The 15,793-nt window shown below is 70.9% G+C and carries 16 protein-coding genes and 1 pseudogene; 8 read left to right on the top strand and 9 right to left on the bottom strand.

Annotation, left to right across the window (positions count from 1 at the left end):
* Positions 1-380: 380 nt before the first annotated feature.
* The 4 genes from cysE to soxC form a co-directional block, all read right to left on the bottom strand.
* Entirely contained in the window at positions 381-1,244 is an 864-nt protein-coding gene (cysE, locus tag ASF60_RS03755) for a serine O-acetyltransferase (RefSeq protein ID WP_056180632.1), read from the bottom strand.
* A 54-nt stretch (positions 1,245-1,298) separates the two neighbouring features.
* Complete coding sequence (locus ASF60_RS03750) at positions 1,299-1,490, bottom strand: hypothetical protein (RefSeq protein WP_056180629.1); 192 nt, start codon at positions 1,488-1,490, stop codon at positions 1,299-1,301.
* A 245-nt stretch (positions 1,491-1,735) separates the two neighbouring features.
* The gene (locus ASF60_RS03745) at positions 1,736-2,311 is read right to left on the bottom strand and encodes a c-type cytochrome (RefSeq protein ID WP_056180626.1); all 576 of its coding nucleotides are present in this window, start codon (positions 2,309-2,311) and stop codon (positions 1,736-1,738) included.
* Positions 2,301-3,551 (bottom strand): sulfite dehydrogenase, encoded by a 1,251-nt coding sequence (soxC, locus tag ASF60_RS03740; protein WP_056180624.1) that lies wholly within the window; start codon positions 3,549-3,551, stop codon positions 2,301-2,303. The genes ASF60_RS03745 and soxC overlap by 11 nt, the downstream gene beginning before the upstream one ends.
* A 614-nt stretch (positions 3,552-4,165) precedes the next feature.
* Here soxC and ASF60_RS03735 point away from each other — a divergent pair.
* The 5 genes and pseudogenes from ASF60_RS03735 to ASF60_RS25465 form a co-directional block, all read left to right on the top strand.
* Complete coding sequence (locus ASF60_RS03735) at positions 4,166-5,200, top strand: ABC transporter substrate-binding protein (protein ID WP_056180622.1); 1,035 nt, start codon at positions 4,166-4,168, stop codon at positions 5,198-5,200.
* Positions 5,201-5,210: 10 nt separating this feature from the next.
* Positions 5,211-6,122, top strand: coding sequence for an ABC transporter ATP-binding protein (locus ASF60_RS03730; RefSeq protein ID WP_082507734.1), 912 nt, complete (start codon positions 5,211-5,213; stop codon positions 6,120-6,122).
* Positions 6,119-7,036 carry an ABC transporter permease gene (locus ASF60_RS03725; RefSeq protein WP_056180620.1) on the top strand — a complete coding sequence of 306 codons (918 nt, stop codon included), beginning with the start codon at positions 6,119-6,121 and terminating at the stop codon, positions 7,034-7,036. The genes ASF60_RS03730 and ASF60_RS03725 overlap by 4 nt, the downstream gene beginning before the upstream one ends.
* A 56-nt stretch (positions 7,037-7,092) precedes the next feature.
* Positions 7,093-7,506: a YeeE/YedE family protein gene (locus tag ASF60_RS03720; RefSeq protein ID WP_056180616.1), complete on the top strand. Its 414-nt coding sequence runs from the start codon at positions 7,093-7,095 to the stop codon at positions 7,504-7,506.
* Positions 7,503-7,934 (top strand): annotated as a pseudogene (locus ASF60_RS25465) (DUF6691 family protein); the annotation flags it as partial. The gene ASF60_RS03720 and the pseudogene ASF60_RS25465, both read left to right, overlap by 4 nt.
* Before the next feature lie 15 nt (positions 7,935-7,949).
* On the opposite strand, the gene ASF60_RS03710 reads toward ASF60_RS25465, so the two are convergent.
* Positions 7,950-8,993, bottom strand: coding sequence for an LLM class flavin-dependent oxidoreductase (locus tag ASF60_RS03710; protein ID WP_056180611.1), 1,044 nt, complete (start codon positions 8,991-8,993; stop codon positions 7,950-7,952).
* Positions 8,994-8,997: 4 nt separating this feature from the next.
* Positions 8,998-9,987: an ABC transporter substrate-binding protein gene (locus ASF60_RS03705; protein ID WP_082507733.1), complete on the bottom strand. Its 990-nt coding sequence runs from the start codon at positions 9,985-9,987 to the stop codon at positions 8,998-9,000.
* A gap of 500 nt (positions 9,988-10,487) precedes the next feature.
* On the opposite strand from ASF60_RS03705, the gene ASF60_RS03700 reads away from it, so the two are divergent.
* The 3 genes from ASF60_RS03700 to ASF60_RS03690 are packed head-to-tail and all read left to right on the top strand — an operon-like array spanning position 10,488 to position 13,085.
* Positions 10,488-11,585 carry a methionine ABC transporter ATP-binding protein gene (locus ASF60_RS03700; RefSeq protein ID WP_056180608.1) on the top strand — a complete coding sequence of 366 codons (1,098 nt, stop codon included), beginning with the start codon at positions 10,488-10,490 and terminating at the stop codon, positions 11,583-11,585.
* Positions 11,575-12,240: a methionine ABC transporter permease gene (locus tag ASF60_RS03695; protein ID WP_056180606.1), complete on the top strand. Its 666-nt coding sequence runs from the start codon at positions 11,575-11,577 to the stop codon at positions 12,238-12,240. Before ASF60_RS03700 ends, ASF60_RS03695 begins: the two co-directional genes overlap by 11 nt.
* 50 nt (positions 12,241-12,290) lie before the next feature.
* Positions 12,291-13,085, top strand: a complete 795-nt coding sequence (locus tag ASF60_RS03690; RefSeq protein ID WP_056180604.1) for a MetQ/NlpA family ABC transporter substrate-binding protein — start codon at positions 12,291-12,293, stop codon at positions 13,083-13,085.
* Positions 13,086-13,129: 44 nt separating this feature from the next.
* Here ASF60_RS03690 and ASF60_RS03685 read toward each other — a convergent pair whose 3' ends face one another.
* The 3 genes from ASF60_RS03685 to ASF60_RS03675 form a co-directional block, all read right to left on the bottom strand.
* Positions 13,130-13,885 (bottom strand): ABC transporter ATP-binding protein, encoded by a 756-nt coding sequence (locus ASF60_RS03685; protein ID WP_056180603.1) that lies wholly within the window; start codon positions 13,883-13,885, stop codon positions 13,130-13,132.
* Positions 13,886-13,923: 38 nt separating this feature from the next.
* Positions 13,924-14,721, bottom strand: coding sequence for an ABC transporter permease (locus ASF60_RS03680; RefSeq protein ID WP_056180910.1), 798 nt, complete (start codon positions 14,719-14,721; stop codon positions 13,924-13,926).
* A 65-nt stretch (positions 14,722-14,786) separates the two neighbouring features.
* On the bottom strand, positions 14,787-15,791 hold the full coding sequence (locus ASF60_RS03675) for an aliphatic sulfonate ABC transporter substrate-binding protein (RefSeq protein ID WP_056180601.1): 1,005 nt from the start codon (positions 15,789-15,791) through the stop codon (positions 14,787-14,789).
* Positions 15,792-15,793 lie beyond the last annotated feature (2 nt).

Here is a 15,793-nt window from a genome sequence, read left to right as displayed (position 1 = left end):
TACGATGCAAGAACAGCACTGCGGCGACCACGGCTAAGTCTTGTCATATTCGGCGCGATTATTTGTACAGCGCCGGCCGTGATGCGGTACTAGCCGTGGCGGCGGACCATCGTCAACGGAATAATTTTCCAAATTTCAGACAATACTAGACGAATGTGCCGCAAAGCGGTTCGTATGCAAGATAAACTGCTTATAAGCCGGACAACTAGTGAATATCGCTCTCCAAAGAGGTCGATCCGGAGAGACGGTTGGGACAATCTGGTCCGATCCACCCGCCCAGCAGGGGCCACCCGTGCACGCGGCAGGTCGCGAGGTTCGCCCGAGGATTGGAAGCCGGCTCCGCCGTAGCCCTCGGGGCCGTCCGTCCGGGCCCCGACCCCTCAGATCCCGTCACCGAAGAACTGGTCCATGGTCTGGGCCGGGTCCTCGGCGGCACTGATTCGCGATACGACGCGGGCCGGTACGCCCGCCACGGTGGTGTGGGCCGGCACGTCGTGCAGGACGACGGCCGCGGCGGCCACCTTCGCGCCCTCGCCGACCCGGATGTTGCCGAGCACCTTGGCGCCGACGCTGAGGAGCACGCCGCGCTCGATCTTCGGGTGCCGGTCGCCGCTCTCCTTGCCGTTGCCCCCAAGCGTCACCGATTGCAGGATCGAGACGTCGTCGGCGATCACCGTGGTCTCGCCGATCACGACGCCGGTGGCGTGGTCGATGAAGACGCCGGACCCGATCTGCGCCGCCGGATGGATGTCGGCTCCGAACACCTCGGAGATCCGGCTTTGGATGTGCAGCGCCAGGGTGGCCCGGCCCTGGTGCCAGAGCCAGTGCGCCACCCGGTAGCCCTCCAGGGCGGCGAGCCCCTTGTAGAAGAGGAAGGGGTCGAGGTAGCGCCGGCAGGTCGGGTCGCGCTCGCGGATGGCCACGAGGTCGCGCACGGCGTGCTCGCCCGCATGCGGGTCGGCCTCGAAGGCCGAGAGGCAGAGGTCGCGGGTGGAGAGCCGCGCGAGGTCGCCGTCGCCGAGGCGATGGGCAAGGCGGTAGGCGAAGGCGTGGATCAGGCTCGGCTGGTCGAGCACCGTCGCCTGGATGATGCCGGCATAAAGTGGCTCCTCGATCAGGGCCGCCTCCGCCTCGGCACGCATCGCCCGCCAGACGTCGGGAGCGGCGGTGGCCTGACTTACGCTGCGCAGGGGCGGGCGCAGGAGGCTGCTGGGGACGCGCGAGGCCTGGCTGCCGGCGGTCATGCGGATCGGCTCATGCGGATCGCGAGGTCCGAGCGGTACGCGGCGGCATCGCCCTCAGCCGACGCGCTGAAAGAGGGCGGCGATGTAGCCCACGAGGAGGCCATGTCCCTCGAACTGTACGTCCACGACCTGCGCCCCGTCCCGGGCCGGCAGGACGTCGACGATGCGCCCGGTGGCATGGCGCCAGATCCCGAGGGCATCGGCCACGTCGAGCCGGGCGAACACAACCTGATCTCCGAGAACCATCGTTTACTCCGATCTGCACGTCTTCGCTCGAGGGGGCGACGGGGGCGTCGGCGGCACGGTCCGAGGCTCTGGGACGGGCCGTCGCGGGGCGCGGACGGGGGCGCCGCGCCTTTGAGAAGTGTGCCGATCCGGGGCCTCCGGGGTCAATGACAGCGGTTTCCAAAGATCGACCGCCTGCGGGCACAGCCTTCCTCTCGGACGAGTCCCGGGAGCAGGCTTGTCCTGTGCGGCCGATTCCGGCGGCCTCAGCGGGCCGTGACCGGGATGTCGGGGCGTGCGTCCCCGGTGAAGCCGTGCCGGTTCGGCATCACCACCGCCGGGAGCGCGCCGGCATCCAACACGGCGTCCTGCGGCAGGAGGCCATTGAGGTGGAGGACGTAGGCGCTCAGGGCGTAAGTCTCGTCTGCGCTGAGGGTTTGCGGCGCGTCGAAGGGCATGGCGCGGCGGATGTAGTCGAACAGGGTGGTGGCGTAGGGCCAGTAGCTGCCCACGGTCCGGACCGGCTTCGGCGTGGCGAGAGAGCCCTGGCCGCCGGCCAGCGCGTCGGCGCTGCCACCTTCGCCCTTCGCCCCGTGGCAGGCCGCACAGCGCGCCTCGAACAGGGCGGCACCGTCGCGGACGCTGCCGTGGCCAGGGGGCAGGCCCTGGCCATCGGCGCGGATGTCGATGTCCCAGGCGGCCAGGAGCTCCGGTGTGGCCGCACGGCCGATCCCGAGGCGGTCTGACGGGCCGCGCAGGCCGGCGGCGGGTCCGCCGGGATCGGCCAGGGCCGCACCGGTCAGGACGAGGCAGGCGAGGGACCCGAGAAGGCTAACCCGCATGGCTGACGCCTCCATCGGCGGCAATCCGCCAGCCGAACGTCGCGTTGTTGTGGTAGAAGGACTGGGTGCCCCGCACCGCCACCAGGGCGGCGCGATCGGGCTGGACGTAGCCGGTCTCGTCGATGGCGCGGCTGAGGAGCTGGGCCGAGCCGCCGTCCCAGCGCCAGGGCAGCCGGAACCGGGTGAGGCAGCGCGGTAGGACCGGGCCTTCGAGGGTCGCCGCCTGCCAGCGGGCGCCCCCGTCCGTGGAGACCTCGACCCGGGCGATCCGGCCCCGCCCGGTCCAGGCGAGGCCCCGGATCTCCCGGAAGCCCGGCTCGCCCAGGCGCTCGCCGCCCGAAGGCGTGGTGATGACGGATTTGGCCTCCATCACGAAGGTGAACTGCCGGGCCGTGCCGTCCGGCATCAGGTCGGTGTACTTCGCAGTCTCCTCGCGGGTCTGGAACGGCTGGTCGCCGACCTTGAGGCGGCGCAGCCACTTGACGCTGAGGTTGCCCTCCACACCGGGCACGAACAGCCGCAGCGGATAGCCCTGCTCCGGGCGCAGGCGCTCGCCGTTCTGGGCATAGGCCAGGATCGCCCCGTCGCGGGCGAGGTCGAGGGGAAGGCTGCGGCTCATTCCCGAGGCGTCGGCACCCTCGGCGAGGATCCAGGCGGCCCCCGGCCTCACGCCGACCTCGTCGAGCAGGGTGGCGAGCTCGACCCCGGTCCACTCGGAGCAGGAGAGCAGGCCGTGGCTCTCCTGCAGGGTCCAGGACGGCTTGGCCCCAAGCCAGGGCGTGTTGCCCGAGCATTCCAAGAAGTGGATGCGTGACACGGCGGGCATCCGCAACAGGTCGTTCAGGGTCAGAACGAGGGGGCGCTCCACCAGGCCGTGGATCGCCAGCCGGTGCCGGTCCGGGTCGATCGCCGGGACGCCGGCATGGTGACGCTCGAAATGGAGGCCGTTCGGGGTGATGATCCCGTGCAGGTGCTGGAGCGGCGTGCCCGTCGAGGCCGCCCCCGGAAAGGGTGGCAGCTTGCGCGGCCGTCGTCCCAGCCGCTCGAAGGGCGAGGGCTGACCATAGGCCGGCGAGGCCACCGGCGCCCCGGGGGTGCGGCTCGACGGGGGAACCTCCAGGGGCTCGACGGCGCCCGCGGCGTGGGCCGTTGCGGTGAGCCCGACCCCACCGGCAGCGGCGCCCGCGAGGCGGAGGAAACTGCGTCGATGCGCGAGCCGGCGCAGGGCGTCAGAGGGCATGGGACGGAATCCGCACGAGGGTGGGGAGGATCAGGGCACGGAGGCCGCCCGCGACGGAGCGCGGGCGGGCCGCATCAACGGCGCCCCGAAGACCGGCATTCAACCGTATTCAGGCGGGGCGATCAACGAAAGCGTCTTTCGTTTTTCTGTCCCGGGCGAGAGGAATAGCCTCCGCCTCGGCCAGAACTGGAAGCATTCCTCGTCTGGACGCACGAGCGGGTTCCGCCCCCGCTGCTGGCGGGGTCACCAGAGCGGCCGTTCGTCCAAGGGGCTGCCGAGCGGGCCGACCGCCAGGCCAGGCCAAGAAGAAGCGGCATTTCCCAGCATCTGAGCCGGAGTTTCGGCGATAAAGTGCGCCTCGCGAGAAATGCTCTCCGGAACCCGAGGCCGGGAACACGAACCATCTCCGCCACCACTCGAATAAAGACTTCGCTTTTATTGACGCGCCTCGGACCCAGGATAACATCTTCGTCATCGATCCGGAGCGCGCTGTCGACCCGGATCGCCGGATATCTCCTCGGATGAGGCAGCTTCTCCGGGCAGGATCGCCTCCTCGGAACAAGATTACTGCCCCGAGCGAGACAGTGTCTCCCAACAAGTCAGCGGCGGGCCAGATGACGACCAGACGACACACCTTCCTCTCGCGGCGGCTCGCCGGAGCCCTGCTCGGTGGACTGGCGCTCTGCGCGACGCTCTCCGGCGCCGCGGCGGCGGCCGAGGGCCAGCTGCGGATCGCCAAGCAGTTCGGCGTCGTCTACCTGCTCCTCGCCGTGGTCGAGGACCAGAAGCTCATCGAGAAGCACGGCAAGGCGGCCGGCCTCGACATCAAGGTCGACTACGTTCAGCTCTCGGGCGGGTCCGCGGTCAACGACGCGCTGCTGTCCGGCAACATCGAGATCGCCGGGGCCGGGGTCGGTCCGCTGTTCACCCTCTGGGACCGCACCCGGGGCCGGCAGAACGTCAAGGGCGTCGCCTCGCTCGGCAACTTTCCCTACTACCTCGTCACCAACAATCCCGCGGTGAAGAGCATCGCCGATTTCGGCGAGAAGGACCGGATCGCGGTGCCGGCGGTGGGCGTCTCGGTGCAGTCGCGCATCCTGCAATGGGCCTCGGCCAAGCTCTGGGGCGACAAGGACTTCGCCAGGCTCGACCGGATCAGCGTCGCGGTCCCACATCCGGAGGCGGCAGCCGCGATCATCAAGGGTGGCACCGAGATCTCCGGGCATTTCGGCAATCCGCCCTTCCAGGACCAGGAACTGGCCGAGAACCCCAAGGCCCGCATCGTCCTGAATTCGTACGACGTCCAGGGCGGCCCGTCCTCCTCGACGGTGCTCTACGGGACGGAGGCGTTCTACAAATCCAGCCCGAAGACCTACAAGGCCTTCCTGGACGCGCTCGACGAGGCGGCGAAGTTCATCACCGAGAATCCAGACAAGGCGGCCGAGATCTACGTCCGGACGACCAACAGCAAGCTCGATCCGGCGCTACTCAAGACAATCATCACCAACCCGGCCGTGACCTTCAAGGTCGCGCCGGAGAATACCCTCGGGCTGGGCCAGTTCATGCATCGGGTCGGGGCGATCAAGTCCGCGCCCCAGGCCATCGGCGACTACTTCTTCGCCGATCCGCGCATCGATACCGGCAGCTGAGCGGCCCGCGATGATCTACGCCGCCACCCTGTCCGACCTGTCCGTTCTCGAACTGGCCGAGCCGCGCCCGCGCGACGGCAGCCGGCGCGACGCCGCGCCCGCCCGGCCGGCACCGGAGCCAGCGCCTCCCCCCGCGCCCGACCCGTCGCCCCTGCTGCAGATCCGGGGCGTCACCCTGGAATACCGCACGCCGCAGCGGGTGGTGCGGGCCACGCACCGGATCGACCTCGACATCCATGCGGGCGACCGCTTCGTCCTGCTCGGGCCGTCGGGCTGCGGCAAGTCCACCCTGCTGAAAGCAGCGGCCGGCTTCATCACGCCGGTGGAGGGCGCGATCACCCTGGCGGGCGCTCCGGTGCGGGCGCCCGGGCCCGACCGCATCGTGGTGTTCCAGGAATTCGATCAGCTGCCGCCCTGGAAGACGGTGGCGCAGAACGTCGCCTTCCCGCTGCGCGCCGCCAAGGCGCTCGGCCGGCGGGAGGCGCAGGAGCGCGCGCGCCACTACATCGACAAGGTCGGGCTCACCCCCTTCGCCGACAGCTACCCGCACCAGCTCTCGGGCGGCATGAAGCAGCGCGTCGCCATCGCCCGCGCCCTGGCGATGCAGCCCCGGGTGCTGATGATGGACGAGCCCTTCGCGGCGCTCGACGCCCTGACCCGGCGGCGGATGCAGGAAGAGCTGCTCGCCCTCTGGGACGAGGCTCGCTTCACCCTGCTCTTCGTCACGCATTCGATCGAGGAGGCGCTCGTGGTCGGCAACCGGGTGGCCCTGCTCTCGCCCCATCCCGGCCGGGTGCGGGCCGAGTTCAACAGCCACGCCTTCGATCTCTCCAGCATCGGCAGCGAGGCCTTCCAGGGAGCGGTGCAGCGGCTGCACGCGCGTCTGTTCGAGACCGACGCCCCTGCGGAGGCGGCCCGATGAGCGCGTCCGCGACTCGCCCCGGTCTCTTCACCCGGAACCGCGTCCCGCGCGATCTGGTGCCGCCGGTCCGCCCGGAATACGACCGGGTGCTCGCGCCCTTCGTGGAGGCACCGGTGGAACGCACGCTGCCGCTCGGGGCGCGGCTGTGGCAGCGGGACTGGCTGCGCAAGGGCCTGATCATCGCCGCCCTGGCGCTGGTCTGGGAGGGGCTGGCGCGCTGGCAGGACAACGACCTGCTGCTGCCCGGATTTCTCGCCACGATGTCGGCCCTCTTCGACGGCCTCGCCAACGGCGAGCTCATCGACCGGGTGCGGATCTCGCTCACCGTGCTGGTGCAGGGCTACCTCGCCGGCATCGTGCTGGCCTTCGGGCTGACGACGCTCGCGGTCTCGACGCAGTTCGGCCGCGACCTGCTCTCGACCCTGACGGCGATGTTCAATCCGCTGCCGGCCATCGCCCTGCTGCCGCTCGCCCTGCTCTGGTTCGGCCTCGGCCCCGGCAGCCTGATCTTCGTACTGATCCACTCGGTGCTGTGGCCGATGGCGCTCAACACCTATGCGGGCTTCCAGGGCGTACCCGAGACCCTGCGGATGGCGGGGCGCAACTACGGCCTGCGCGGGCCGTCCTACGTCCTGCAGATCCTGATCCCGGCCGCCCTGCCGGCGATCCTGTCCGGCCTGAAGATCGGCTGGGCCTTCGCCTGGCGCACCCTGATCGCAGCCGAGCTGGTGTTCGGGGCTTCCTCGGGGCGGGGTGGCCTCGGCTGGTACATCTTCCAGAACCGCAACGAGCTCTACACCGACCGGGTCTTCGCCGGGCTCGTCCTGGTCATCGTCATCGGCCTCGTGGTCGAGAACCTCGTGTTCGCGGCCTTCGAGCGGATCACCGTGCGGCGCTGGGGCATGGCCCGCTAGGATAGGGCCCGGTAGAGTATGAGGCGACACGCAGCGGCGGAGCAGGGCCGGTTCCGATGAACACCTATGCGTCCGGGTTCGCCGGCGGCGTGCTGATCGGCCTGTCGGTGGCGCTGCTGATGCTCCTGAACGGGCGCATCGCCGGAATCAGCGGCCTCGTGGCCGGCCTCGGCCGGGATCGGGGCCTGCGCTGGTGGGTCGATGCCGCCTTCGTCGCCGGCCTGATCGCCGGGCCGCCGGTCTTCGCCCTTGCCACCGGGGCCTGGCCGGCGATGCGGTTCGTCGCCCCGCTGCCGGTGCTCGCCGTCGCCGGCCTCCTCGTCGGTTTCGGCACCCGGCTCGGGTCGGGCTGCACCAGCGGCCACGGTGTCGCCGGCCTCGCCCGACTCTCGGCCCGCTCGCTGGCGGCGGTCCTGACTTTCTTGGGGACCGGCATGCTCACCGTCGCCCTGTTGCGAGCACTGGTGTGAGCGCGGCGCTCAGCCTCCTCGCGGCCCTCACCGCCGGACTGATCTTCGGGCTCGGCCTGTCGCTCTCGGGGATGCTCGACCCGGCCCGTGTCCAGGACTTCCTCGACGTGACCGGCGCCTTCGACGGGCGTCAGGCCTGGGACCCGACCCTGGCCTTCGTGCTCGGCGGCTTGGTGAGCGTCGCCGGCCTCGGATACGCCCTGGCCCGGCGCCTGCCGCGCCCGGCACTGGCTATCGCCTTCGACCTGCCGACGAACCATCGGATCGACTCGTCGCTGATCGGCGGCGCGGCCCTGTTCGGGATCGGCTGGGGCCTATCGGGCCTCTGTCCCGGCCCCGCCGTGGCGGCCCTGTCGACGGGGGCTCTGCCCGTAGCGGTCTTTGTCGCCGCCATGCTCGTGGGCATGACGGCCCACCAGCGCTTCGTCGCCCGCGCCCCAGCCTCAGCGCACCCGGGGCAGGACCTCTACGGCGAAGCGCCGCATCTCGGTCTCGAACGGTTGGAATTGCAGCATGAACAGCTCGATTCCGGCGGCATGGAAGGCGCGGATGCGGGAAGCGACGGTGTCGTAGCTGCCGACGAGGCCGGCGGCGGTGCCGCCGTTGGTCCCGACATGGCGGGAGGCCGCTGCGTCGGTCTTGGCGAACATCACGCTCGCCGTGTCCGTGCGCGCCCGGGTGTCCGCCCGCAGCGCCGCGTCGCGGTCGGCCAGGGCCAGCAGGCGCGCGTGCTCATCCTGAGCCTCCGCATCGGTCTCGCGGGCGATGACGAAGGCTGAGAGCCCATAGCGCAACGGCGCGTTGGCAACGGGCCGACGCGCGACGTCGGCGATCAGCGCCGCGACCTCCGCGAGGGGCTGGCCGTTGATGAACCAAACGTCGGCTTGGCTTGCCGCCAGCGCCCGGGCCGGTTCGGATTCGCCACCGAGATAGATCGTCGGGCGCGGCCGGAAGCTGCCGGCCGGGCGAAGCTGGTAGTCCGATACCTGAAAGTGCGGCCCCGCATGGGTGACGCGCTCGCCCCGCATGAGCCGGTCGACGAGGCCGATCCACTCGGAGCCGTAGGCGTAGCGTGCGTCGTGGGCCGGGAAGGGCAGGCCCGCCCGCTCGAACTCGGCCCGGTTCCAGGCATTCACGAGGTTCAGGGCGAACCGCCCCTGCGCGATGTGCTCGATTTGCAGGGCCATCTTGGCCAGCACCACGGGGTGGTAGAGCCCGGGCTTGATCGCCGCGATGATCTCGATGCGCCGAGTCAGCGCCGCCAGGGCGGCCGAGGCCGTCCAGGCTTCGAGCTGGTCGCGCCCGTCGTCGTAGGGATTGGCGGTGTGCTGGGCAACCAGAACGGCGTCGAAGCCGAGAGCTTCGGCCTCCAGCACCAGGGCGCGGTTGCGGTCCCAGCTGGCGTCGTCCGGCTCGTCCGGATCGTGGTGGGAGGCGCGGGAGCCGTGGACGGCCGCCCAGATTCCGAAGCGGAGCGGATGGGTCATGCGCTCAGCCCCGGTCTGCCGGCGGCTGCCAGGTATTCACCGCGGTCGCGTCGAGGTCGCGCGGAATCAGCCTGGCCTCGCGGAAAGTGTCGGCGATGGCCTGCTGCTCGCCGAGTTCGGACCGCACCACCGGCGTGACCGCGTAGGTCCGGCGCCGGTTCACCGTGGCAACCACCTCGGGGGAGAGGTCGCCCCAGATCGGCGCGAGGAGCGCTACCGCCGCATCCGGCTCGGCCTTGACCCAGCGGCCCGCCTGCCTGAGCGCGTCGTAGACGATCCCGACCACCTGCGGGTTCTCGGCCACGAAGCGGTCGTTGGCGAGGTAGTAGCGGTGATAGCTCGATAGGCCGGTCGCGTCGGCCAACACCCGCACCGGCCGCTTGGCCTGGGCGATGGCGAGGAACGGGTCCCAGATCACCCAGGCGTCGAGGCTGCCCTGGCCGAAGGCCGCCAGCCCCTCCGGCGCCTGGAGATAGGCCGGCTTGATGTCGGAAAAGGCGAGGCCCGCCCGCTTGAGGGCCGCGGCCAGGATGAAGTGGCAGCCCGAGCCGCGCGAGACGCCGACGGTGCGACCCTTCAGGTCGGCGATGGAGCGGATCGGCGAGTCCTCGGGAACGATGATGGCCTCGGCCGCGGGGGAACCGACCTCGCGGGCATAGAAGGTGAGCGGCGCATTGGCCGCCTGGGTGAAGATCGGCACCGCGTCCGCGACGTCCGCGTGGAGGTCGACGGCCCCGGCGTTCATCGGCTCGATCACGCTTGTGAAGAGGTGCCAGGAGGGCGCGAAGCCCAGGGGCTTCAGGCGCTCGTCCAGGGTGGCCTTGGCCTTCAGGATGGTGAGCAGGGTCGAGGAGCGCTGATAGCTCAGGCGCACGGTCCGCTCGGCCGCCCGGACCGCCGGCATCCCGAGGGGCGCCAGCGCGGCGGCCCCGAGGCCGGCGCGCAGCATCGTCCGGCGCGACAGGACGGTCCTGCGCGGCGTGTCTTCAATCATGGATCGTCTCCGGAGAAGTGTCGCCCGCCGTGCACCCGACGGTCCGTGCGGCCCGGATCGCACATCGCCGGCGTCGTCGCCGCACGATCACGATCCCGCGCCCTTGATGTACGAAAAACTCCCAAGATTTCGCAAGGAAAGGGGTTTTCGAATTTCGATGGTTTTTAGGACGATTGTTTTCGTATCTGGCCAAATAGCCAGAATGACCCCACGAAAGATCGTGACCAAGTCTCGAGAGCAAGCCTCGAGAGGATGAACACGCGGGCGTCGCACGCTCGGCGGGCCCATCTACAGCATCGAGGGAGAACCTTCTCGCGCGCCCGGCCGTCACGACGGCCTTCATCCACGTCGACGCCGCAGTTTGGTCTATGCTTTCATTGACTGGGGGCACATCGGGCGCAGATAAATATAGCAGCCACCTCTGCTTCAAGAGATCTGCTCTCGTCTTCCGTATCCTGAGATCGGCAAGCGCGCGACCGGGCCGAGGATCATCCCCGTCCATGCCGTCGACCAGCCACCCCGCCGAAGCGGTGATCCGCTTCGAATCCGTCTCGAAGACCTACGCGCCCCGGCGCAACGGGACGGCGGTCGCTGCCCTGGAGGGCATCGACCTCGCGGTTCCGGCCGGATCGATCCTGGGCATCATCGGGCGCTCCGGCGCCGGCAAGTCGACCTTGATCCGCCTGATCAACGGCCTCGAGCGGCCGAGTGCGGGCCGCGTCTGGGTCGGGGATGCCGAGGTGTCGGCCCTGCGCGCGCGGGAGTTGCGCGCCCTGCGGGCCCGGGTCGGGATGATCTTCCAGCACTTCAACCTGCTCTCGTCGCGGGACGCCGCCGGCAACGTGGCGCTGCCTCTGGAGATCGCCGGCTGGGCGCCGGCGGCGATCCGGGCGCGGGTCGCCGAGTTGCTCGATCTCGTGGGACTCGCGGATCAGGCGGGGCGCTATCCCGCCGAGCTGTCGGGCGGGCAGAAGCAGCGCGTCGGCATCGCCCGGGCCCTGGCGACCCGGCCGGAGGTGCTGCTCTCCGACGAGGCGACCTCGGCCCTGGATCCCGAGACCACCCGGTCGATCCTGGCGCTCCTCGCGCGCATCAACCGGGAGCTCGGCCTCACCATCGTGCTCATCACCCACGAGATGTCGGTGATCCGCGCCGTAGCCGACCGGGTCGCGGTGATCGAGAACGGCGCGATCGTCGAGGAGGGCTTGGCCTTCGACGTCTTCACCCGACCACGGGCCGAGATCACGCGCTCTCTCCTCGCGGGAGAAATGGGCCATGGGCTGCCCCCAGCGCTGGCGGCGCGGATCGGAGCCGGCCCACGCCCGGGCGCGACGGTCGTGCTGCGCATCGCCTTCGAGGACGCCCCGAACGGCACCGCGATCCTGGCGCGGCTCGCCCGCGACACCGGCATCGAGGCCGCGATCCTGGCCGGCACCGTGGACGAGATCGGCGGGCGTCCGTACGGCTCCCTGGCGATCGGGCTGCCGCCGGCACCCGACGTGGCGGCACGGGCGCGGGCCTACCTCGGGCAGCACGGCATCGACAGTCAGGTCCTGGGATACCTGCCGCCGGCCCAGGAGGCGTCCCGTGTCGCCTGAACTGATCCGCCTCCTCGTCCAGGCCACCGGCGACACCCTCACGATGGTGGCGCTCTCCGCCTCCCTCGGAACCCTGTTCGGCCTGCCGCTGGGGATCTTCCTGGCGACGAGCCGGCGGGGCGAACTCTTCGCCGCGCCGATCGCGAACGCGGTGCTGGGCTTCGTCGTCAACGCGACCCGCTCGACGCCCTTCATCATCCTGGTGGTGGCGATCATTCCCTTCACCCGGCTCATCGCCGGCACCTCAATCGGGACCTTCGCCGCCACGGTACCGCTCACGGTGGCGGCGACACCCTTCCTGGCGCGCCTGATCGAGGCGGCGATCCGGGAGGTCGATCCGGGCCTCGTGGAGGCGGCCCGCGCCTTCGGGGCGAGCCCGGGGCAGATCGTCGCCAAGGTGCTGATCCCCGAGGCGCTGCCCGGCATCGTATCGGGCCTGACCCTGGCGGTAGTCTCCCTCCTCGGCTTCTCCGCCATGGTGGGCGCCGTCGGCGGCGGAGGGCTCGGCGATCTCGGCATCCGCTACGGCTATCAGCGCTTCCGGCCCGAGATGATGCTGGCCGTGGTCGTCGTCCTCGTGGTCCTCGTCCAGGCGGTACAGACCGTCGGCGAGGGCCTGGCCCGGCGTCTGAACCGGCGCATCCGGCCGGCCTGACGCGCCGCTCTCCTGTCCCACCCTCCCGCTCCCGAACCGGACGATCCGCCATGCCGCGCGCCCTGACCCTCGCCGCCCTCCTCGCCGTCTCTGCCCTGCTCCTTCCGGGGCCGGCCCGGGCCGAGCCCCTGACGCGGATCCGCATCGGGGCGACGCCGGGGCCGCACGCGCAGATCCTCGAGGCGGTGAAGCCGATCGCGGCGAAGCGGGGGCTCGACCTCCAGATCATCGAGTTCTCCGACTACGTCGTGCCGAACGAGGCCCTCTCGGCCGGCGAGATCGAGGCGAACTCGTTCCAGAACCAGCCCTTCCTCGACAACCAGAAGGCCAACCGGGGCTACCGGATCACCGGCGTCGGCCTGACGGTGAACTTCCCCCTCGGTATCTACTCCAAGCGTCACAAGAGCTTCGACGCGGTGCCGAACGGCGGAACCGTCGCGATCCAGAACGATCCGACCAATGGCGGGCGCTCGCTGCTCCTCCTGCAGGACAAGGGCGTGATCAAGCTGGCCGCCGGCACCGGATTCAAGCCGACGGTGGCCGACATCGTCGAGAATCCGCGCCAGCTCCGCTTCATCGAGGTGGATGCGGCCCAGACGCCGCGCGTCCTCGACGACGTGGACGCGGCGGCGGTCAACACCAACTACGCGGCGCCCGCCGGCCTCAAGCCCTCCGACGCGCTCCTGAAGGAGGAGCCGAAGGGCCCCTACGTGAACATGCTGGCGGTGCGCGAGGCGGACAAGGACAAACCCTGGGTCAAGGCCCTGGTGGAGAGCTACCGCACGCCGGAGACCAAGGCCTTCGTGGAGACGACCTTCGGCGGGGCGGTGCTCACGAGCTGGTAGGACGCGCTAGCCCGGGCGCGCCGCACGGCGTCCGGGCATACCCGTCAGACGGCCAGGGCCGCCCGCCGCGCGGGTGGGGCGAGGGACTCGTCCAGCAGGTCTCGCAGGACCCGCGAGGTCTGGAGATGGGCCACGGCATCCCCCGAGCGGGGCGCATCGACCGCGACCGTCCGGTGGATGCGGCCGGGATGGGGACGCATGACCACGACCCGGTCCGCCAGGGCCGCGGCCTCGGTGACGTCGTGGGTGACGAGGAGGATGGTCGGACGGGTCTCGGCCCAGAGCGCCAGCAGGTGGCGGTGCAGGTCCTCGCGCGTGACGGCGTCGAGGGCCGAGAAGGGCTCGTCCAGCAGGAGGACCCGGGGGTCAGCCACGAAGGCTCGGGCGATGGCGACCCGCTGCTGCTGGCCGCCGGAGAGGTCGCGCGGCCAGCGCCCCGCATGGTCGGCGAGGCCGACGCGGGCAAGGGCTTGGGCGACGCGGGTTCGGCGCTCGGCCGCCGGCCGGTGCGCGAGGCCGAAGCCTACATTCTCGGCGATGCTGAGCCAGGGCAGCAGGCGCGGCTCCTGGAAGACCAGGCCGAGGCCGGGATGCGGACCCTTGAGGGTGGCGCCGTCGAGCCGAATCAGGCCCGCCGTCGCCGCGTCGAGGCCGGCCACGAGGCGCAGGAGGGTGGTCTTGCCGCACCCCGAGCCGCCGACCAGGGCGACGATCTCGCCCGGCGCGAGGGAAAGGGTCAGGCCGGCCAGCGCCTGCGTCCCGTCCGCGTAGGTCTTCGAGAGGTCCTGGATCGTCAGCATCGCCGTGTGTCCGAAGCCATGTCCGTGGGAGGCCAGTCCTAAAGCACGCTGCGGCTGACATCCTGCCAGCGCAGCAGGGGGCGGGTCGCCAGGACGAGGAGGCCGTCGGCGAGCTTGCCCAGCACGGCGAAGGCCAGGATGGCCGCCAGGATCTGGTCGGGCTTCCCGAATTGCTGGCCGTCCACCAAGAGGTAGCCGAGCCCTTCCGAGGCGCCCATCAGCTCGGCCGCGACCACGAACAGGAAGCCGAGCCCGAGGCCCGTGCGGAGCGCCACCAGGGTGCCGGGCAACACCGCCGGCAGGAGGATGCGGCGGGCGAGCGCGAGGCGCGACAGGCGGAAGATGCGCCCGACCTCCACCAGCTTCCGGTCCACCGACGCGATCGCGCCGGAGACCCCGACATAGACCGGGAAGAATACCCCGACGGCGATCAGCACCACCTTCGGCGTCTCCAGGATGCCGAGCCAGAGGATGAAGAGCGGCACCCAGGCGAGCGAGGGCACCGCCCGCAGGGCCTGCAGGCTGGGGTCGAGGAGGTGCCGGGCGAGCGGGAGCGTGCCGGTGAGGGCGCCCACGAGGATGCCCGCTCCGGCGCCGGCCACGAAGCCGAGGGCGACGCGCAGCAGCGTCGCCTGGACGTGCGGGCGGAGGTCCCCGGACTGGGCAAGCGCCAGCAGCGTGCCGAGGACCCGGCTCGGCGGCGGCAGCAGCCGCCCCTGGGCGAGGCCCGACCGGATGGCGAGTTCCCAGCCCAGGGCGAGGACCAGAGGGATCAGCACGCCGAGGACGAGGCGCCCGCCCGTGCGCCGGGCATCCCGTCGCCAGGAAGGGTTCAGCCCCGTCGTCGCCGGAGCGGCGCCGCCCGCGCCGGACGCGAGGAGCGGGGACGCGGTTCCCGCGCTCACCGCTCGGACCCGGCGGTAAAGCGGGGATCGATGAGCCCATCGACGGCCGCGGCCACGTCGGTCTCCGCCGGGATCACGCCGGCCTGCTGCAATGCGAGGCCCGCCGCCCTGATGCTCTCGGCCTGGACCCGGCCGATCTCGGGCCGGCTCAGGTCGGTGCGGGCGAGCTGGCGGGCGATCACGGGTTCGGGCAGCTTGGTCGCGGCGACGAGGGCGCGCGTCACGGCCTCCGGGTTGGCGATCGCGGTGGTGCGCGCCTGCTCGTAGGCGGCGATGACGATGCGGACGAGGTCCGGATGGGCCTTGGCGAAATCCTCGCGCACGTCGAGGACACCCCAGGTGTTGGCCGCCGGGTCCCGGAAGAACAGTCGGGTGTCGCTCTCGATCTCGGAGGCCGCCATCATCGGGTCGAGGCCGGCCCAGGCATCGACGTCGCCGCGCTCCAGGGCGGTGCGGCCGTCGGCGTGCTGGAGCAGGACGAGCTTGGCGTCCTTTTCGGTCAGCCCGGCGCCCTGCAGGGCGCGGATGAGGAAGATGTGCGGATCGGTGCCCCGCGTCACCGCGATCCGCTTGCCCTTGAGGTCGGCCGGCGTCCGGATGCCGCTGTCTCGCGTGGTCACCAGGGCGGTCCATTCCGGCTGCGAGTAGGCGTAGATCGCCTTGATCGGGTTGCCGTTGATGCGCGCCAGCAGGGCGGCCGCCCCGGCCGAGGAGCCGAAGTCGATGGCTCCGCCGTTCAGGAATTCCAGCGCCTTGTTCGAGCCGAGCGACTGGGTCCAGCGCACGGCGATGCCCCGGTCCTTCAGGGCGGCTTCGAGATAGCCCTTGTCCTTCAGGACGAGGCTGACCGGGTTGTAGGTCGCCCAGTCGAGGCGGACTTCCGTCACCTCGGCGGCCTCGCTCCGCCGGACCGCGCCCAGCGGCAGGAGGGCCGCGCAGGCGAGGGCGAGGAGGGTGCGGCGGGTTGAAGAGGTGTAGCTGCGCCGCTGGCGGATCGTCATGG

It is taken from the genome of Methylobacterium sp. Leaf113, from assembly GCF_001423325.1.
Taxonomy (GTDB): Bacteria; Pseudomonadota; Alphaproteobacteria; order Rhizobiales; family Beijerinckiaceae; genus Methylobacterium.
The sequence above is the reverse complement of the archived record's forward strand: the minus strand, read 5'-3'. Positions and strand labels throughout refer to the sequence as shown.